A 20,948-nucleotide genomic window follows, 5' to 3' on the forward strand; every position below is an offset into this window, starting at 1 on the left:
CACAGCCGCCATCCTCCCGGTGACAGGAGGTCGGGAAAGCAACTGTCAAAACCCGCTTTCGCGCATCAATACGGCAAGAAAGCGGGTCGCAAGATCGGCCAGTACACTGCGTCGCTCACCTTCGATTTTCAAATGACCACGGGTTTCACGCAGGCTCGGCAATGGCTCGTCGAGCTGGACCAGGACCTGGAACAGGGCCTCGCCTGGCACCAGCTCATGTTCTTGAGCGGTGGTCGGCACCGGGCCGCCAAAGCGTGACGAGAGCATGCGATGGGACAACTGGCTGGCGCGGGTACTGCCGATCGCCAACACCTTGCCGGCCAAGGGCGTGGTCTGGCCGTCGGGATAGAAACGCACACGGCCACCGGCGACCAGGCGATGCACCTGGTCCTGGGCGACGTAGGCGTCCACCTGCCAGCTGCGCGGGTCGATCAGGATGCCCAGGGATTCCTGGCGGCCGATCCACTGGCCGGTTTTCCAGTCCGGATTGACGTCCAGCCACAGGCCGGCGAAGGGCGTTTGCAGGTTGAGCCGGGCCATTTCCGAGCGGGCCGCCCGGGCTTCCTCGAATTGCACATTGAGGCGCTGGCGGGTGACCGCGTCTTCGGCCAGGCCGCCGGGGTCGGCCAGCAATCCGGACAAGCGCGCCTCGTAGCTGCGGGCATTGGCTTCGCTGCTGTGCAGGCGCGAGGCGATGTCCGGTTCGTCGAGCACCACCAGCACCTCGCCGGCCTTGACCGGGCCCTCGCCGTGGATCGATTGCAGGCGTGCCGGGTAGGGCGCATAGACCCGTAGCTGATGTTCGGCGCGGGCCACGCCCACCGCGTCGATCTGGGTTCGCCAGGGCAGGGCGAGGACAAGCAGGATCATGCCCAGTACCGAGTAGAACAGCACTTTTCGCAGGCGTGGAATGGCGGCGCGCCGGGCCCACCAGTGACCCAGCTCGCGCATCACCGGCAGGGCGATAAACCAGGACAGTTCGACCATGAACAGGATGATCCCGAGCAGTTTGAAAAAGAACAGGTAGACCGCCAACGCGATCCCCAGGAACAGCACCAGGCGATACAGCCAGGTGACGATGGCGAAGGCCACCAGCAGTCGTCGCTGGCCGGTGGGGAACACCTCCGGCCAGTCTTCCTGCAACCCCAAAAGGTTGCGCCGCAGGGTGACCCGGGCCAGCGCCGAAGCGCGTTCGTGCAGGTTGGGAAAATCCAGCAGGTCGGACAGGATGAAATACCCGTCGAAACGCATGAACGGGCTGGCGTTCAAGGCCAGCGACAACAACCAGCTGGTGGTTGCCAGGTACAGCAGGGCGTTGCGCAACGGCCCCGGATCGCACAGCGCCCAACCCAGGGTCGAGAGCCCGGCCAGGGACAACTCGGTGACGATCCCGGCCGAAGCGATGGCCAGCCGTTGCCGCGAGCGGCTGAGCTTCCAGCTTTCGCCGGTGTCGGTGTAGAGCATCGGCCACAGCACGACGAAGGCGATGCCCATGTGCCCGACGCGCAACCCCAGGCGCGTCGCCACCAGCGCGTGCCCCAGTTCGTGCAGGGTCTTGGCGACGATCAGCGCCAGGGCGAAACTGAACAGGCCTTCGGTGGAAAAGGACTCAACCACCGCGTGGGTGAAGCTGTCCCATTGTTGCAGGACCAGGATCACCCCCAGCACGCTCAGGCTCACCACCAGGATCGCCGTCAGCGGATGGAACAGCCAGCGCAGGGCATGGGCCAGGTGTTGCAGCGGTTGCTGCGGGCGCAGCAGCGGTATGCGGAAAAACAGGTAGTGGTGCAGCCACCAGCGCCAGCTCAGCCAACTGCCTTCGTCGCCCTTGGCCTGCAAGCGCGCCAGTGCCGCGGGGCCGGCGCGCAGCAATTGGTGCTGTTCGAGGAACTGGCGGAAGTCGAGGATTTGCTCCACGTCGGGTTTGAGCGCGGTGCCTTCGGCGATCTGCTGGCTGATCTGCCGGGGCGACTGGCCCCAGCGCAGCAGGCATTCGAACTCCAGCCAGCCGATGCGGTAGAAGCGGTTGATCACCGTGTCCTGAATCACCCAGGCCGGTTCGCCGCTGCTGCCGTGGGCGGCCTCGCTCAGGCGCAGGTCCTCGCGCAACGGGGGCAGGGGGATGTCGGCCGGATCGAGCATTACCAGCCACTCCAGGCGCGCAACGTCGCCAGCGGTCGACGCAGCAGGTAGTAACCGAGCATCACCCGGCCGCCGTACAGCTTGGCGGTGCCGTGCAAGCCGAGGCGCGCGTGGTCCGGCGTGCCGTCGATGCTCGCCAGCAATCGATAAGCAACCACGCCTTCGTCGCTGGGCCGGGCCTGGTAGCTGGTTTCGAGGATTTGGCCCTTGAGCGGGGTCAGCGGGTACGCGGTGAGGAACAGCGTGACCTCGGCGCCGGGCTCCAGGGCGATGGCGTCGGCCACCGCCAGCTGGATCAGCATGGCCGGCTGGCTCGGGTCGGCGACCTGCATGATGCGTTCGCCGGTCACCACCGGTTTGCCCAGCCAGTCGTTGGGGTCGCTGAACACCGCGACGCCCGCGCGGGGCGACAGCACCCGGGTGCGCTTGAGTTGTGCCTGCACCGCCGCCAGTTCTGCCCGGCGCTGTTGCGCGCGACCTTCGAGCAGGGTCAGTTCGCCTTTGCTCTGGGGGTTGTCGAACGCCCGCTGGCTGGCGGCCTGCAACTCGGCATCGGCCACCGCCACCTCTTTGCCGAGCACTTCGGCGCGGCTGCGCAGGGTGGTTTCGTCGAGGGAAAACAGCGGCGTGCCGGCCTCCACCGGTTGGTTGGGGCGGACCCGGATGTGCTCGATCACGCCATCGATGGGCGAGCTGATGATCTGCGCCTGGCGCGAGACGATCTCCGTCGGTGCCAGGGCGGTTTGCCGCACTGGCAGCAACAGCAACCCACCAAGCAGCAACAGGCCGAGCAGGGTTTGTTTGCGGTTGGGCCACCAGCGGCCGAAACGCCGACGCCGGGTCAGCGCGGCCCAGCAATAGGCCCAGGTCTGTATCGGGCCGCTGAGCACCTGGCGCAACAGGGCGGGCGGTTCCTGTTCGAGCAGCAGCAACAACAGGCCGAGGCGCTGCTGCTCGCGATCCTGTATCGGCACGCACCACAGGCCCGACGGCCACCATTCGCTCCAGCCCTCGGCGATGTCCGGCGGCGGTGCGCTGCTGTCCTGGGTCAACCAGACCGGTTCGCCGCCCGGCACCTGGGTGGCGATCCAGCGACTGGCGCGACCTAACCACACCAAATAGGGCGAGTCTTCGCTGGGGCGCGACAGGCCGGAGACGCACAGCAGTTCCAGTGACGTATCACGCTGGGCGAACACCAGCGCCTGGTGAAACGGCAGCAGCGGATAGAGGTCGTTGGCCATGCTGAAGGCCAGGGCGTTCAGCGAGTCGGCGGCGATCGCCTTGTCGCGCAGGGCATCGAGTTCCAGCAACAGATGCGGGTGGGGCAGGGGCTCATTCATTGTCATGATCAAACCGCGCCGTGCCGCTCATGCCGGCCATCAGATCGGGGAATTTTTCGTCGAGCCGGGCTTCCAGTTCGACGGTCTGCGCCACGGCGTCGACCCGTGAATTGACCACCGTCACATGGGCCGCGTAGGTTTTGCCGGTTTCATGAATGCTCACGTGCAGCGGCATGCCCTTCTTCAGGGTTTTGAGCAGGTTGGAGGGCACGTTCAGGCGCACCTTCAAGGCGCCGTCACTGACCAGGTCGAACAGCGGCGTGCCGGCGCTGACGGTCTGGTAGGGCTTGACGTAGACCTTGGCCACGGTCCCGGAAAACGGCGCCAGCACCTGGCAGTAACCGCTCTGGGCCACGCCCATGGCCCGTGCGCCCTCGGCTTTCTGCACCTCGGTATTGGCCATCGACACTTCGATGTCGCCGACCGCATTGAGCTGGCGCAGCTGTTTTTTCGCCTCCAGGTTCTGCCTGGCCATCGCCAGTTCCGCCACGGCCACCTTGCTGCGGGCCTCGGCCTCGTTGCAATTGAAGCGCGCCAGCAGGGCCGACTTGGCCACATGCTCGCCGAAGGTGGCTTTCAACTCACCGAGCGTCCCGTTCATCTGGCTGGAGAGGGTGGTTTCCAGCTCGGCGGCGAGCAACACGCGGATCGTCGACGCGCCTGGCGCGGGCGGGTCGTCGGCCTGGGCCCCGAGGGCGGCAGCGGTCAGCAGGAGCAACAACCATCGCGAGTCACGGGCGGGTCTGAACATTCGGCATTCCTTGCTGGGTGACGAGCAGGCGTTGCTGCTCCTGTTGGTTCAAGGTGTTCTGGATTTCCCGGGCCAGGGTCTTGATGTCGTGCTTGTCGATTTCGTTCGGCAGGACGTCCAGCCCCACCGAGTTGTACAGCCGGCCCCAGGCCGCCTGGGCGCTGGAAAATGCCGCTTCGCGCTGGTAACGCGAGAGCAGGTAGCGGCCTTCGGCGCGGATCACTTCCAGCTCGGAGCCGAGGGCGCCGGTCTTGGCCGCCTGGGCGTAATCGAGCAGGCTGCGATCGACCCGCAGGCTCTCTTCGGTGAATTCCACCTCCTGGCGCGCCAGTTGATAGCGCAGGGTGCCGACCCGCACCTGGGTCAGAATCGCCATCGACAGGGCCACGCGCCGGGTGTCGTCGGTCTCGCCCTGGGATTTCTCCGCGGCGTTCAACGCCGGCAATTGCAGCAAGCGCAGCAGGTTCATCGAGACTTGCAGGCCGGTGCCCATCCAGTCGCTGTTGTAGAGGTATTTGTTGGAGTCGTACTTGTAGCCGAAGTCGACGCTGACGTTGGGCCACAGCTGCGCCTTGGCGATGTCCAGGTCCTTCTGGTTCACCCGTTTGCGGTACCACTCTTCCATGATCTCCGGGCGGTTTTCCATGGACAGCTGTTCGAGCTGCGCCATGCTCTGGTGCAGTTCCGGCAAGGGCGGCTCGGTGGTGTCGGCCAGGACCATTTTCGAGCCCGGAGGCAACGACATCAGTGCCGCCAGTTCGGCCTGGGCGAATTCGAGGTCCTGGCGGCGCACGGTCAGCAGGTAAATGGAATCGAGCAGGGCGCGCTGGTAGGCGAGGATTTCCTGGCGCGGCAGCAGGCCACGGCCTTCGGCTTCCCGGGCCGAGGTCAGGGCGCTCTGGGTGCGGGTCAGCAGTTTGTCGACTTCCGGCATCAACCGCTGGGCGCCGAGCGCCCGCCAGTACGCGTTGCGCACATCCTGCAAGACGTTCTGCGCGACTTTGCGCCGGCGTTCCTCGGCCATCAGGATCTGGTCGGATTTCTGCTGGGTGCGGTAATAGGCCACGCCGAAATCCAGCAGGCTCCAGCTCAGTCCCAAACCGTAGAGTTCGCGATAGCGTTCTTCGGAGGTCGATGGCCGCAAGCTGACCTGGCGGTCCTCGATGCCGATGGAGGTGCCGCCCGAATCGTTGTTGCGCCCGGCATACCCGGCCGACGCCACCAGGCGTGGCAGCATTTCGTGGCTCGACACGTCGCGCAGGTCCGAGGCCAGGGCGCTTTCCATGAGCTTGAGGCGGTAGTCGAGGTTGTATTTCAGTGCCCGCGCCGCCGCCTCGTAGAAGGTGATGGGCGCGGTGACCGCTTCCTGGCCGGCGTACATGCGTGACTGATCGGCGAGGATGCGCTGGCGGTTTTCCTCATCGGTGGAAGGCTTGGGCTCCAGCGATGAGCAGGCGCTGAGCAGCAGCGTCGAAACGAGGGCGGTACTCAACAGCCTGGTCGCGGTTCTGGGCATGTTCAATCCTTTGCGTTTACCGGTTTTATTCAGTAGGTCGGGTTACGGGGCTCCCGGTTGACCGGGTACAGACGGTTCGCGGCATTGCGCAACTGGGCGCTGAAGCCCCGGCCCTGCCGGGGTTCCGCTGGCGGTTCGGATTGTGCCGGCCCCTGGGTCATGTGGGCGCTGTCGATGGTGAACAGCGACGGATCGCTCAACAGGCCATCGGCGCTCAGGCTGGTCCGGCCCTGACGGCCAAGGATCCAGGCCAGGTCGAGATCGCTTTCCAGGCGGCTTTCGCGCACGGCCTGGGCGACGAATTGCCCCGGCACCAGGCCCAGCCCGGCGGCCAGCGACTCGCTCTGCAATTGGCCGACACTGCCCAGGTATAAACTGGCGCCCCCGGCATTCCAGGCCGAGACCTCAAGGAAACGCGCCTCGCGCTCCACCACCGGGGTGATGAAGATCGCCGGTGTCGGGTCGGGCAGGCGCAGGTTGCCATTGCGGTTGTTCGGGTCGTTGTCGAAGAAGTTGCCCTGCGGCGCCGGAATGAACGGCGTGGCGACGTCCAGGGTGATCACCAGTTCGGCCTGGTCGCTGGCGCCGTTGAGGTCGTTGATGGTGTAGGTGAAGACGTCCTGCAGCACCTGGCCCAGCCCGGCGGCGGCCAGCACCGCAGGGTTCGTCTGGTCGATGGTGTAGGTGAAGCTGCCGTCCGCGTTCAGGACCAGCGTGCCGTAGAGGCCCAGGATTGGCTGGCCGATCGTCCCCGGCGTGCCGGTGCCGGCTTCGCTGCCGGTGCGCACGGCGACCACTTGCAAGCCGTCGTTGGCATCCACGTCGCCGTCGTTGGGCAGCACGTTGCCGGTGGCTTGCGGTGGCGGCACCTGATCGCTGGCGATGGCGCTGTCGTTCTGCGCCACGGGGGCATCGTTGGCGCCCTGGATGACGACGGTCAGGCGCGCATCCGAGGTCGCCCCGAAGGTGTCGCTCATGCGATAGGTGAAGGTCTCGCTCAGGGTGTTGGCGGCGGTGCGCAGGGCCTGCACCTGCGGGTTGCTGTTGTCGATCAGGTAGGTGTAGCTGCCGTCGGCATTGAGGATCAATTGCCCGTAGAGGCCGATCAGGGCCTGACCGGCAGCGCTGCTCTGGCCGTTCTGGGCGCTGACGCTGAGCACCTGCTTGCTCTCGCCGTTGGCCACGCTGTCGACGTCGCTGTCGTTGTCCAGCACGTTGCCGGTGGCGTTGGTGCCCGGCGTGCCGTTGTTGACCCCGCCGGCTTCGAGGGCGGTGCTGCCATCGTCCAGGGCGACGGGCGTGTCATTGCGGCCGTCGACGGTGATCTGCAATTCGGCGCTCGAAGAGGCACCGAAGATGTCAGTCAGGGTGTAGGTGAACACGTCGCTCAGGGTCTGGCCGCTGACACGCAGGGCCTGGACCTCGGGCAGGCTGTTGTCCAGCGTGTAGCGCCAGGTGCCGTCGGGCAGCAGGACCAAGTCGCCGTAGCGCCCGCGCAATGCCGTGCCGACCACGCCGTTGTTGCCGGTTTCGCCCAGGCCGCCGGTGTGCAGGGCCGTCACGGTCAGGGTATCGCCTTCCAGGTCCGTGTCGTTGCCGATGACATTGCCGCCGGGGTCGACGCCCGCCTGGGCGTTGTTCAGGCCGCCGGCTTCGACGGCGGTGCCGGTGTCGGTGTTGGCGTCGGGGGCGTCATTGCGCCCGCGGATGATGATGTGAATCTCCGCCAGGTCGCTGAGCCCGCCCAGGTCGGTGACCTGGTAGGTGAAGTGTTCATCGAGGAATTGCAACGGGCCCAGGGCCTGAACGGTCGGGTTGCTGGAATCGATGATGTAGGTGTAGTTGCCGTCGGCGCCGATGATCAATTGCCCGAACTGACCGGTGACCAGCGTGCCGTTGGTGTTATTGGTGCCCGGATTGACCGCATCCAGCGCACCGCCCGCCGCTTCGGTGCCAACGCGTATGCCGCTGACGTGCAGGACATCGCCCTGGTCGACATCGGAGTCGTTGGGCAACACGTTGCGGGTCGGGTTGACGCTGTTGCCGGCGCCGTTGTCGGCCACGGCCACCGCCACGTCATTGGTGGCCACCGGCGCATCCCAGGCGCCGTCGACGCGGATACTCAGTTGCGCGATGTCGGTGGCGCCGGCGGTGTCGCGCAGCCGGTAGGTAAAGGTTTCCACCAGCGAATCGCCGACCTTGAGCGCCTGGACGGCCGCCAGATTGTTGTTGATCACATAACTGTAAGTGCCGTTGGCGTTGATCGTCAGCGTGCCGTACAGACCGTTGAGGGTCTGGCTGGTGGTCACACCGGTGAACGTGCCGCCGGCGGCTTCGGCGCCGGTGCGAATGTCGGTGACGGTCTTGGTGTCATTGGCATCGACGTCGGTGTCGTTGGTCAGCACATTGCCGTTGGGGTTGATCCCCGGCGTGGCGTTGGCGGTGCCGCCGGCCTCGACGGCCACGATGCTGTCATTGACCGCCAGCGGGTTGTCGTTGCTGCCGCGAATGATGATGGTCAGGGTGGCGGTGCTGGTGGCGCCGGCCAGGTCGCGGATCTGGTAGGTAAAGGTTTCGGTCAATACATCGCCGTTGGTGCGCAAGGCCTGGACCTGCGGATTGCCGTTATCGAGCACGTAGGTGTAGTTGCCGTTGGCACCGAGGGTGAGGGTGCCGAAAGCGCCGGTCAGGCCGGCGCCGATGACCCCGACGGAGGTGCCCTGGCGCACATCGATGACGCTCAGCGTTTCGCCGTTGCCGTCGACGTCGTTGTCGTTGGCCAACACGTTGCCGCTGGGGTTGATCCCCGGCGTGGCGTTGTTCAGGCCACCGGCCTCGATGGCGGTGGCGGCATCGTTTTGCGCCACCGGGTTGTCGTTGGCACCCTGGATGGTGATGGTCAGGGTCGCGGTGTCCTGCGCGCCACTGGCGTCGATCACGTTGTAGTTGAAGCTGTCGGCGAGGGTGTTGCCGGCACGCAAGGCCTGGACTGCCGGCAGGCTGTTGTCCAGGCGATAGCTGTAGCTGCCGTCGGCGTTCAGCGTGAGCCAGCCATAGGTGCCGCGCAGTTCGCTGCCCAGTGTTCCGGCGGTGCCCGCCGAGCCCTCGACACCGGTGCGCACCGACGCCACTGCGCGGGTCTCGCCGTAGTCATGGGCGGGGAGGTCGGCGGGGATTTCACCGCCGTCGACGTCGCTGTCGTTGCTCAGCACATTGCCCGCAGGGTCCTGGCCTGGCAGGTTGTTGTTCAGCCCGCCAGCCTCGATGGCGATGGCAGCATCATCGCTGGCCACCGGGTTGTCGTTCTGCCCACGGATCAGCACGATGATTTCGGCGGTGTCGGTTTCCGGCGTCGGGTTGACCCCGTCGCTGATGGTGTAGGTGAAGCGTTCGAGCAGCAGGTCGGTGCCGCGGCGCAGCGCCTGGACGTCCGGGTTGTTGTTATTCACGGCGTAGCTGTAGCTGCCGTCGGGATTGATGGTCAGGGTGCCATACACGCCGTTGACCACCGTGCCGCCCGCCACCACCGCCACGGGGGTGTCTGCCGCGTTTTCCGCGCCGGCGCGAATGAAGGTGACCGTCAGCGGGTCGCCATCCGGATCGAACGCCGTGGCGGTCACGTCGCCCACCGGATCGACGCCAGCGGTGCCGTTGTTCACGCCGCCGCGTTCGGTGGCGAGGGCGATGACGTTCTGCGCCACGGGTGGATCGTTGACGCCGCGCACGGTGATGACCAGTTGCGCAATGTCCGTCAGCCCGGCGGTATCGACCACGCGATAGGTGAAAAACTCGGTCAGTGTCTGCCCGGCTTGCAGGCCCTGGACCGTGGCGTTGGTGCTGTCGACATCGTAGAAAAACGAACCGTCGGCGCCGATGCGCAGGGTGCCGTACAAACCGGCCACCACCGTACCGTTGGCCTGCGTGGTGCCGGTGGTGACGCCGCTCAGCACATCATTGACCGGGTCGTACGTGGCCTCGCTTTTATTGATCACGCCGTTGACCTGCAACTGCTCGCTGGGCCGGTCGGCCGCATCGACGTCCTGGTCGACGCCATTGCCACCCACCTGACCGATGGTGCCCGGGCGGCTGGGGAACAGGATCACATTGCCGGTCGGGTTGCTTTCGGCGGCGTTGCCGTTGGTGGAGGCCGCCTGGGCCTGGGCGGCGTCATCGCTGGCCACCGGGTTGTCGTTGGCGCCCTGGATGACGATGCGCAATTGCGCGACGTCGTTGAGGCCACCGGCATCGGTCACCCGGTAGCTGAAGAATTCGATCAACTGATTACCGGCACTCAGGCGCTGCACGGTGACGTTGGCGTTATCGACCACGTAGCGATAACTGCCATCGGGATTGATGGTCAAGGTGCCATACAGGCCGACGACGTTGGTGGGGCCGGTGACCGGTGTGATCGGGCCGCTGCCTGCTTCCGGGACCGGGCGCACGGCGGTGACGGTTTTGGTTTCGCCATTGGCCACGCTGTCCACATCGGTGTCGTTGCCCAGCACATTGCCCACGGCATCGCTGCCCGGCGTGCCATTGAACACGCCACCGGCCTCGATCGCGGTGCCGTCATCGTCCACGCCCACCGGAGTGTCGTTGGCGCCCTGAATCGTCACGGTCAACCGGGCGGTGTCGGTGGCGCCGGCCAGGTCCGACAGCACGTAGTCGAAGCGGTCGGTCAGGGTCTGGCCGGACAGGCGCAAGGCCTGGACCAGCGGATTGCTGTTGTCGACGATGTATTGGTAGGCGCCGTTGCTGCCGACGAGCAGTTGGCCGTATTGGCCGTTGATCAGCAATACACCGGCCACCGGCGTTTGCACGCCGGTGCCATTGACTGAAGCAACGGACTGCACGTGCAGGCGATCGGCGTTGGTGGCGATGTCGACGTCTGTATCGTTGCTCAGCAGCTGGCCGGTGGGGTCGACGCCGATCACGTTGTTGTTGGTGCCGCCGGCTTCCACGGCGGTGGCGCTGTCATCGACGCCCACCGGAGGGTCATTGACCGGGGCCAGGATGATTTGCAGGGTGTCGGTGTCGGTCAGTGCGTCGGCGAGGGTGCCTGGCGTGCCGTCGCCGTTGGCGTCGCCGAAATTGCCCAGGTCATTGCTGACTACGGTCAGGGTGTCGTTGCCATTGAAGTTGGCGTTGCCCAGATAGAGCAGGCTGGCCAGCACCGAGTTGACGTCGGCCAGGGTGCCGCTGAGGGTGAGGCTGGCCGAGTTGGCGCCGGTGACGGTCACGCCCGGCAGCGACGTGCCCAGGGACAAGGTGCCGTGGAGCACGCTCAAGGTCACGCTGATGGTGCGGTCGGCCACGTTCGGGTCACGGTCGAGGTCGATGTCCGCGACACTGATGCCGCCGATGCTCAGTTGCACATCCTCCAGGCCTTGCTGGTTGCCGGGCAGGGTGTTGACCGGCGCATCGTTCTGTTCGACGTAGCCGGCGTTGGCCGTTTGCGTATCGGCATCGCCCAGGGTGATGGTGATCTGTCCGAAGGTGCCGCCATCGCTGTCGATGCGCACCCGCAGGTCGCCCACCGGTTGCGGGTAACTGACCAGTCCCTGGGGGGCGTCGATGCGGAATACGCCCAAGGGCAGCACGCCGAAGCGGTACTGGCCGTTGGCGTCGGTCACGGTGCTGAAAACCAGGTTGTCGGCGCTGGTACTGAGTTGGCCGTCGGCGCCGGCCCAGGTCAGGGTGACGGTCTGCCCGGCCAGGCCGGCGCCATCGGGGACGGTGCTGCCGTCGGCCGAAGCGGTGTCGTTCCACAAGGTGCCGCTGATCACGCCGAGCCCGGCGTTGTCGCGCAGGATGTACTGGTTGGGGCCGACAGTGCTGCCGGTGCGTTCGCCATCGAGGGCGCCGTCGGTGCCGACGCTGTTGCCGCCCCAACTGGTGAAGTCTTCCGGCAGGCTGCTCCAGGTCAGCGTGGCGTTGCTGCTGGCGATGGCCGTGGCGTTGGGCAGGGTGACCTGGTAGCGCACCTGGACCTGGGCGCCGACGTCCAGTTGATCGAAATTGACGCTCACGCCACCGGTGGTGCTGAAGGTGACACCACTGGGAAGATTGCCCGGACCAAAGGTGACGCCGTTGATCGTGACGCTGACCAGCGTGTAATTGCTGCCGCTGGCAAAACTGTCGCTGAGCTGGGCGTCGAACGCCGGCAAGCCGCCGTTCTGGGTGAAACTGAGTTGCACCGTGGCGGTACCCGTGACGCCGGTCGGGTTGGGATCAAAGCCGACGATCTGTTTATCAAGGCCATTGAAGCTCGGCTCGACGATTCGCTCCAGCAGCGTATTGCTGGCGGCGCGGCCCGCGCCGTTGACGATCTCCAGCGCACTGGCACCCAGCTGGACACCGGCGAGATTGCTCGCCTGGTTGGTGACGCGCACGTTGAACTCCAGCACCACGCCTTCCAGGTCGGCGTCCGTGCCACCGCCATTGACCACGTTGCCAAGGTTGAAGGTGATCACCTGGCTGCCGTCGCCATTGGTGACCACGGTCAGGCGGCTGGGGTCGAACACGCCGGTGGGGCTCAGGCCCAGCAGGTCGGGGGTGATGGGCAAGGCCTGCGGGCTGTTCTCGTTGCCGGTGATGTTCAGCGTGCCGCCGACAATCAGGTTGGCATCGCTGGTCAGCCCGCCGTCGGCAATGAAGCCGATGCGCAGGGCGTTGACCAGCGCATCCGGGGAAATGAACTGCAACCCGTTGGCCAGGGTGATCTGTATCTGGTAGTTGGGGTTGTTGCCTTCCGGCACCAGCACCACCACCCGGTAGCGGATCACTTCGCCGATGGTCACCGCTTCCTGAGGCGCCGTGGTCGGCGCCGGCGCGGCGGTGTCGGGCAAGCCGCCGACCCGCGAGATCTGGATCGCCTGGGCCACCGGCACGATCAGGGTCGAGGCATTGCGATAGTCGTTCAGGGTGCCGCCATTGAGCAGTCCATCCACGCCGGTTCGCTCACCGCCCTGGGTGCCGTCGAGGCTGGTCCATTGCACGGTCGCGATGTTGGCGAAATTGGACTGGGACGCCGCCGTGGCATTCACCACGCCCGACAGGCTCAGCACGATGCTGCCGCCCTTGGCGATGTCGATGTTGGCGCCATTGACGGTGCGCAGCTGGCCGTTGACCAGTTCGAAATCGACGCCGCCGTTGTTGGTCGCGCCGTTCTGGTAGAGCACGCCGGTCAGGGTGATGTTGCTCAACTGGGTGGGCAGGTTGTCGAGGAAACTGATGTCGAACGCATTGAAGTCGCTGCCGCCCGCACCGTTGCTCAGGGTGATGGTAAAGGTCACGGTGTCGCCCTGATCGTAGCCGCCAAGGCCGGAGGTCGAGGTCAGGGCTTGCGTGACGGCCAGGGTCGGTTCTCGCACGGTGACCGTGGGCTGGCCGCCGTTCAGGGCGACCGTGCGGTCCACCGCCACGTTGCCGTTGGGGGTGTCGGAGTCCGGGTCGCTGAACAGCAGTTGTGCGCTGTTCTGCAGGGCTTTGCTGGCCTGGTTGGCGATCACGTTGTTGGCCACCAGTTGCAGGCGGATCACGAAGCTGTTGTTACCGGTCTGGTTGTCGGCCGTGGCGCCGGACACGCTGAAAGTCCAACGCGCATCGACGCCGTCGTCGCCCAGGGCGCCGCCCTGGCCGGCCAGCGCGCTGACCACGATGCTGCCGGCGAAGTCGGCGCCGAGGGCGGCACTGCCGGCGCGGGTGGTGATGATCTGGTAGCCCAGGCCGCCGTTGAAGCTGGTGTCCAGGCGCATGCCCGGCGGGATCAGGTCTTCAATGCGCAGGGTTTGCGTGCTGCCTTCGGGCAGGGTGACGACGATGTCGTAGCGCATGCTTTCACCGATCACCAGGTCGCTGCCGGTGGTGTGGGTGGCGCTGGAATCGCCATTGTCCAGGGTGCCGTCGGCGAACACCTTGCTGATCACGGGCGCCGCCACTTGCTCGCTGGCCAGGTCGGTCAGGTCAGTGGGGGTGAAGTCGCTGCCGCCGTTGACGCTGGCGTAGTTGCTCAGGGTGGCGGTGCTTTGCAGGCTGCGGCTGGCTTCGATGGTGGCGCTGACGACCACGTCGTAGCTGATCACCACCAGGTTGGCGCCGCTGGTGTCGGCGGCGGTGCCGTTGCGCCCGGCGAGCAGGGTGGCCTGGCCGCCGGCATCGAGGAAGGTGATCTGGTTGCCGGTGACGCTGTAGTCGACGCCGAGCACCAGCGCCGTGCCGTCGCCGCGGAAAATCTGCAGGTTGGCGGCGGCCAGGCTGCCGCCGACAAAGCTCAGGCCGGTGGGCAGGGTAATGCTGGTGTTGACGTCGTACGCGCCGCCACCGCCGCTGTTTTCGATGGCCGTGACCATGCGCAACACGTCGCTGCCGTCGATGCCGGTGATGTTGCCATCCACGGCGGCCAGATCCGTGACGCTGCCATTGAACGGCACACCGCCAGTGCCCGGCGCCTTCCAGCTGCCGGTGGTGTTGCTGACCGTACCGTTGGTGCTCGACACCACGCCGTGCCTGATCGACAGCACCGGCTCGGCCACCGAGACAATGACGGCCACGTCCGAGGAAATCAGCGTGCGGTCGGTGAGGGTGGTCTGCTGGCTCGATTGCGCCAGCACATCCAGCGAACGCTGGTCGGCGAACGGCTGGTCGCCCACCCGCAGGGTGAAACGCACGACGATGCGGCTGCCGTTGGTGTCGGCGGTGACAAAGCTGCCGAAGTCGAACGTGATCGAGTTGCCCGCGCCGCTGGTCACCGTGAGCACGCCACCGGCATTGGTGTTGCCGGGGCCGATCTGCCATTGCCCCGGATCGTCGCCGAGGGCCCAGGCCACGCCGTTCACGTCGAACAACGGCAGCGGCAGGTAGGCGGTAAGGGAGAACTGCTCGTAGTCGCCGGTGACCAGGTTGTAGCTCAGCTCGAACGTCACTTCGTCGCCGGGCTTGAGCTCGCCGCTGGCCGGTGGCGTGCCGTCATTGACCTCGACGATCTGGATGTCGACGGTGTTGGTCGGGATCACGCTGGTGGTCGTTGATCCGTCGGTTTCGTTTTGCCCGGTCAGGTTGAAGATGTCTTGCAGCAGCGTGCCATCGACCACGGCACTGTTGCCCAGCTCGTCGCCTTCGTTGATTTCGCTGTGGGGGTTGCCCGAGGGCGGCTTGTAGGTCTGGCCGACGATGGCCGAGTAGCTCAGCACCGCCAGCACCGCGCCTTCCAGCCGGTCATCAAAGGCCAGGTCGCCGTTGAGCCAGCCACGGATGTTGGAGAACGCGTTGCGCAGCGACTGGGCGATATCGAAGGCCATCGACGTGGTGCCGTCGGCATTGACGGCGGTGGTTCTCACCAGGGTGATGGTCTGCGTGACGCCGTTGAGGGTGACCGCCAGTGTCGGCGTGCCGATGAGGGTTTGCCCGTCACTGAGCTGGTCGCGAATGATCAGCTGCCCTTCATTGAAGAAGTCCTTGCCGAAGGCGAAGTAGTCGGAAATCGCCAGGTTCAGGCTGTACTGGAGTGTGTCGCCGGGGGTGATGCCGGTCTGGCCGACGTCGGTCTGCAAGGTCACCGTTTTGAGCAGGGTGATGGACTTGGCGATGAAGTCGGTGGTCTGCCCGGTGCCGCTAAAGTCGATGACCGTGTTCGGCGCCACGACATCGCGCGGATCCAGCGGTGCCCATTGGCCGCTGGCGGTCGGCGCGCCGAGGGTGATGGTGACAGCGTCGCCGGTGACCGGGTTGATGATCGGCTGGCCGTTGGCGTCGACTTCGGGCACATAAAACGCGACCTGGGTGTTGGTCGCGGCGGTCAGGGTGTCGTATTCGACCGTGAATGAGTTGATGTACACGGTGTCGGAGGCAATCAGCGTGGCGATGGCGCTCGGGTCGGTGACCACGGTGCCGTCATGCAAGGTGATCGACGTCAGGCGCCCGCCGGCACCGGGGGTGATCGCGGTGACCTGGATATTGTCCGGCAGCGGCTGCGTGACGATGACATGGGACAGCGTCTGGCCCGGCGCGGGTGTCACGGTGACCGTCAGGGTACGGCCGTAGTTCGGCCCGGTGGCGGTTTCGCCTTCCGGGGTGGTGAGTGTTTCGTCAAAGGTGATGACTGTCGGGTGCACGACAAACGCCGACGTGCCGGCCTGGATCAGGGCGGGGTCGTCGAAGGGGTTGTCCAGTGCGTCGTTGCCGAACTGGAAGCCACCGCTGGCGCGAATCGTCAGGTCCGGGCTGCCATTGGAAAAGTTGGTGTCGGCCAGGTTGCTCAGGCTGGCGCTGACTTGTACCGAGATCACCGGCTGGTCGGTGGAGACACTGGCGAATGGCAGTTCGATGACCACCAGTTGATCGCCCGGGCGCATGCCGAATGCCGAGGCGCTGATGGTCAGGAAGTTGCCGGTGGCGTCCTTGGCCACGGGGTGGGTGGCATTGCCCGCCGCGTCGAAAGTCACCACGTGGGTGACCAGGTTTTGCCCCAGGTAACTGGCGGAAATGAAACTCACGCCGTCGTCACCGTCCTTGCCGCTGGTGGGCATGAACAGGGTCAGGAACGGTGCATAGCCTTCCTGGCCGGAGGTGTTGGTGAAGTTGACGGTGAAGTTGAAGCGATCGCCCAGCAACACGTCTGCGCCGGTGGCGGGCAAGGTCACGGTGGGTGCGGCGTCGGCCAGCAGGCCCTGGAAATTGGCCATGGCGGTGCTGCTGAGGGCGATGAGCTTGTCGATATCGCCGACCCGGGTTTCCAGGGTCCAGTCGCCGCCTGCGGCCGAGCCGCCGGTGTCGTTGTTCGATGCCGCCACGTCGGCGCCGGTCCAGCGCGCCAGTTCGGTGACCAGGGTTTTACCGGCCGCCCCGGCGCCGATGTCGCAACCGTAGAGCTGGATGTCGGCGCCCTGGGTCAGGTTGTTGCGCCACTGCTGGAGGGTCTGGCCCAGTTGGTCGACGTTGTCCGAGGTGATCGTGCGGTTGCCCAGGGTGAATTGCCCGGCGGCGCCGTGGGACAACACCTGGATCGAGTCGACCTTGCCCAGCTGGGCCAGGGCCGCGGAAATCGCCGCCAGCCCGTCTTCGCCGACATTGACCACGATGGCCGTGACGTTCGCCGGAAGTTGCGCCAGCAGTTGCTCACGGTTTTCGATGCGGCTGTCGAGCACCAGCAACGCGCGCGCGGCCGAAGGGGCTTGCTCGGTGGCGGGCCGGCCTTCGGTCGGGGTGGCAGGGGTGGCGGCCGGGTCGGTGGCCGGGTGCGCGGCTTCGGCGGGATCGCTGTGATGCTGATCGGCGGCGGCCGAGGCGGCGGCGCCGTCGAACAGAATCCGTGGCTCAAGGGCCAGGGCCTGGCGCTGCGGGCGCAGGTGGAGGCCGGTAAAAAGACGCGGTAAACCCTGCATAGTGGAAGTCCTCAACCAAACAGCGTGTTGAACCAATCCTTTGTACAAATAGCCCACTATTGGACACGTTTAGCGTAGGTCGATATTTAGCGTTTTCCAGGCTGTAAGGCGCTATTTAAGGGGGTTCTTGACCTGCGGTGCAGCAGCCATCTGCCATCATGGAGTGGCCTTTGCAGGGGTAGAGGCGGTTTTTTCTTCTACAAGTTTGTAGGCCACGTAGTACTTGTAGATGTTGCCGACGTAATCCACGGTTTCCCGGCCGACCACCTGTGCCGCTGCTTGCTCTACATTACCGAACCAGACGTTTTTGTCCAGATTGGACTTTTCTGCCAGTGCACGAAATTTTCGCAGGTTCCCGGGCCCGGCGTTATAGGCGGCGAAGGTCATCAGGGTTCTGTTCATCTGCGTCAACTGCGGGTCGTTCAGGTACTTGTCCGCGAGCAGGCGCATGTACTTGCTGCCCGCCTCGATGTTTCTGTCGGCACTCTTGTCGATGTCGCCGATGGCCACCGTCGGGTCCCTGGCCGTTGTCGGCAGCAATTGCATGACACCGACTGCGCCCCGGGGGCTGCGGGCTTTCTGATCGAGTTGCGATTCCTGGAAACCCTGGGCCATGAGCATCAGGTGATCGAAACCATAGGTGCTGGCGTGGCGATTGAAGATCTCCACCATCTCCTGGAATTTCTTCATTTCAGCTTCGGAGGTCGCGTTGAGCACCCGCTTGCTGCTGTTGGTGACGTACTTGGTGCGCAGGCTGTTGCCGAACGTGGTGCCGATCTTGTGGGTTTTGACGAACGCGTCGAGTTGGTTTTTGAGCTGCGGGCTGTCCTTGCGAATCGCCCAGGCAAACTCGGAGTTTTCGTGCACGGCCATGTTTTCGTGAATCTGCATGTCGGTGTACAGCGGCGCCCAGATTTTTGCGATGTAGCGATCCACCACCGTGGCCTTGAGCAAGCCGGCGTTGACCATTTGCAGCAGGTCTTCGGATTCGAGGTTTTCGTCGGCGGCTTTCAGGTCGATGGGCGCCAGGCCTTGCTCCTTGAAGGCGGCGTTCAAGGCTTCAAGGTGCTCGTAGTAGCTGCTGGAGGCGCGCACGGTAATTTCCTGGCCGGACAGGTCTTCCAGTTTTTCCATGGGTTTGCTGCCGGGGGCGGTCACCAGGATTTCCGGGATGTTCACGGCGAAGGGGTCGGCGAAATCCACGTCCTTGAGGCGTGCCTCGGTCACGGTGAGGCCGCCGGCGGCGATGTCGCCCACGCCTTTCAGCAGTTTGGGCATCAATTCGTTGCGGGCGGTGGGGATGAACATCACCCGCCACTGCATGGATTTTTTCCCGTAGGGCTGGGTCTTGTTCAGCCAGGCTTCCAGGCCCTTGCCCAGTTCATAACTCAGCCCGCGCTGCCGTCCGCGATCCAGTTCGAAAAAGGTTTTGCTATAGGGCACCAGCACCCGGATCAACCGGCGCTCGCGCATGCCTTCGAAATCCCCGACCCAGTCCGGCAGAACGGGCAGCACCATTTTTTGTACTTCGGCCTCTTCGGCCGGGGTCAACTCGACGGCGGGCAGTTCGGGTGGGGTCTGGGCCAGCGCGGTGTTGAGGCAGCACAGCATCAGCAACAGGGTCAGTGCGTGAAAACGGCGCCATACAGTGTTCATGGTTGCTCACCGGGATCGGCAGGGAGGAGGGGGTCACCTTGCAGTATGGCCAATGGCTGGCCATTTTCCGCCCCGAAAGGTGGCCGGTGGATGGTTTAAATCGCGATAGAAGTGGCGTGCCTCGCGACGATTGTTGACAGGCCATTCATCGAGAACGTCCCGTGATGACTCTCAGGTCGTGGTGCCGGGAAATTTCTTGGCTATACCTAACTTTTCCTGATGGCCTTTCTGGTCAGCGGACAGCTCGCGTTCCGCCGGTGCCTGCTTATGTGCAACTCGCGTTATGCCGTTCAAATACTGGGGCTGTTGATGGCGACCGCTGTCAGCGCCGAGGACACGTCACGGTTGCGTGACGTGGACCTGGAAAAGCGCGCCAATGGCATGCTCGCCATGCTGTCCTACGCCATGACGCCGGACCTGACCTCCAGTTCGCTGAGCATCAACGACAACAGCGCCGGCAACCCAAGCCTGGCCATGACTCAGATGGGCGGCGGTGCCACGCTCAGCAAGGACACGCCGCTCTACCTGGAGGGCGCGCTCGCCTACAGCCGCTATGACCCGCGCTTTGTCGCCACGGATGGCGAGCAGACCCAAACCATCCCGGTGAAATGGAATTCCATCTCCGCCACCGGGGGTGTCGGCTGGGATTTTCCCTTGACCGACGAATTGGCCCTGCGTCCGATTTTCAACTTTGCGGCGGGCTACCTGACCAGCGATATCAACGCTGCGCGCCTGTTCATCAATCGCCGCTTTGATCGCGACATCCAGTTTCTCGATAACGGACACATGACCGCCGTGGGCCTGGGCGGGGCGCTGATGCTGGACCTGGAGCGCGTGCGGCCCGAATACGAACTCGACGTCGAGTTGCGTTACAGCTACATGAATTTGCGCAATGTCGGGGGCAAGAACGATATCGGCGGCCAGGCCATCGCCGACTCCGTCAACCTCTATAGCCGCTGGCGCGCGCCCACCGGTTTGATGGCGTTGCAGCGGCCGCTGCGTTATGTGCTGGAGTTTTCCCACTCGGAGTATCTGGGCGATCAGCGTGGGGTGCTGGGGTTTGACCGGCTGTCGAGCGTCGGGGTGGGGCTGGAGTTGGACTCCAGTGCCTATGACGTTTTTATCACCCGCACGCGGCTGGTGGTGCGGCATGTGATGGGCGATCACGTTTCCGGCGTGTCGGTGGGGTTGGCCTGTAGTTTTTGACGCCCTGCGATCACTTGGGCAACCAGGGCGCCATGATGTCCAGCGTGCCGCGACCACCGCGCCGCAGGCAGCCGAGCAGCGAGAGCCAGGGCAGGTCGGTGATCACCACTTGGGAGGCGGGAATCAGCCTGACTTCACCGGCCGTGCCGCCCGCCGGCCCGCCATCGGGCATGTAAATCGCCAGCCAGTCGCCCGCGGCGTCCAGCACCAGGCACAACCGCCAGCCTTCGCCTTCGGCAATCATGCCAACCCGGGAGCCTTCTTCATTGTCCATGCCGGCAATGCGTGCAGTGGCGTCCTTGAGCAACTGATAACCGGGCAAGTTGCCAAGCACTTTGTCTTCCACGGCGTCAACGGCCCGCTTGGCGATGGCCGTCCTGGCCAACAGCCCGGCGAGGAAGCACATCACCACCAGCCCGACCAGCGTGGCGACACTCACCAGCGTGACCCCGGCGACGTTGTAGCCGGAGAACATCGGCACCAGTTTCTGCACCGGCCCTTGCAGCAAGTGAATGGCTTTTTCGATCAGGACAATGATCAGCACCAACGGCAGAATGAACAGCAGGCCGCCCAGGACGGTGGTTTTGATGAACTTGAACATCCTGGGCTCCTTCAGGCGCGTTTATGGATCGGGTGTCGATATCCCCATCCCATGTGGGAGCGGGCTTGCTCGCGAAGACGTCGGCACATGCAGCCTATGTGTCGCCTGACACACCGCCTTCGCGAGCAAGCCCGCTCCCACAATGGGTGGACAAGCCTGCAATCAGGTGGACGATATGGCCGCCTTGCTTGTGGCTTGAAGGCTAGCTGAAAAAAACCGCAGGACTCGATCAACGAGCAGACCCCCATCCCATGTGGGAGCGGGCTTGCTCGCGAAGACGCCGGCACATGCAGCCTATGTGTCGCCTGACACACCGCCTTCGCGAGCAAGCCCGCTCCCACAATGGGTGGACAAG

8 protein-coding genes are annotated in these 20,948 nt (G+C 65.0%); 1 reads left to right on the forward strand and 7 read right to left on the reverse strand.

What is annotated here, in order from left to right; all coding sequences use genetic code 11:
- Positions 1-45 precede the first annotated feature (45 nt).
- From F8N66_RS01590 to F8N66_RS01615, 6 genes are all read right to left on the reverse strand, one after another.
- Entirely contained in the window at positions 46-2,142 is a 2,097-nt protein-coding gene (locus F8N66_RS01590; protein ID WP_150768503.1) for an HlyD family efflux transporter periplasmic adaptor subunit, read from the reverse strand.
- Entirely contained in the window at positions 2,142-3,488 is a 1,347-nt protein-coding gene (locus F8N66_RS01595; RefSeq protein WP_191622870.1) for an efflux RND transporter periplasmic adaptor subunit, read from the reverse strand. Before F8N66_RS01595 ends, F8N66_RS01590 begins: the two co-directional genes overlap by 1 nt.
- Complete coding sequence (locus F8N66_RS01600; RefSeq protein WP_150768505.1) at positions 3,475-4,233, reverse strand: efflux RND transporter periplasmic adaptor subunit; 759 nt, start codon at positions 4,231-4,233, stop codon at positions 3,475-3,477. The genes F8N66_RS01595 and F8N66_RS01600 overlap by 14 nt, the downstream gene beginning before the upstream one ends.
- Positions 4,214-5,749: a TolC family protein gene (locus F8N66_RS01605; RefSeq protein WP_150768506.1), complete on the reverse strand. Its 1,536-nt coding sequence runs from the start codon at positions 5,747-5,749 to the stop codon at positions 4,214-4,216. The genes F8N66_RS01600 and F8N66_RS01605 overlap by 20 nt, the downstream gene beginning before the upstream one ends.
- Before the next feature lie 29 nt (positions 5,750-5,778).
- Complete coding sequence (locus F8N66_RS01610) at positions 5,779-17,130, reverse strand: VCBS domain-containing protein (RefSeq protein WP_150768507.1); 11,352 nt, start codon at positions 17,128-17,130, stop codon at positions 5,779-5,781.
- 156 nt (positions 17,131-17,286) lie between these two features.
- Entirely contained in the window at positions 17,287-18,786 is a 1,500-nt protein-coding gene (locus F8N66_RS01615; protein WP_150768508.1) for a lytic transglycosylase F, read from the reverse strand.
- 309 nt (positions 18,787-19,095) lie between these two features.
- Here F8N66_RS01615 and F8N66_RS01620 point away from each other — a divergent pair, with 309 nt between their 5' ends.
- Positions 19,096-19,992, forward strand: a complete 897-nt coding sequence (locus tag F8N66_RS01620) for an autotransporter domain-containing protein (RefSeq protein WP_150768509.1) — start codon at positions 19,096-19,098, stop codon at positions 19,990-19,992.
- Positions 19,993-20,002: 10 nt separating this feature from the next.
- Here the strand turns inward: F8N66_RS01620 and F8N66_RS01625 are convergent, their stop codons facing one another.
- Positions 20,003-20,593: a hypothetical protein gene (locus F8N66_RS01625; RefSeq protein WP_150768510.1), complete on the reverse strand. Its 591-nt coding sequence runs from the start codon at positions 20,591-20,593 to the stop codon at positions 20,003-20,005.
- Positions 20,594-20,948: the final 355 nt, after the last annotated feature.

Source organism: Pseudomonas fluorescens, from assembly GCF_902498195.1.
GTDB lineage: Bacteria > Pseudomonadota > Gammaproteobacteria > Pseudomonadales > Pseudomonadaceae > Aquipseudomonas > Aquipseudomonas fluorescens_BU.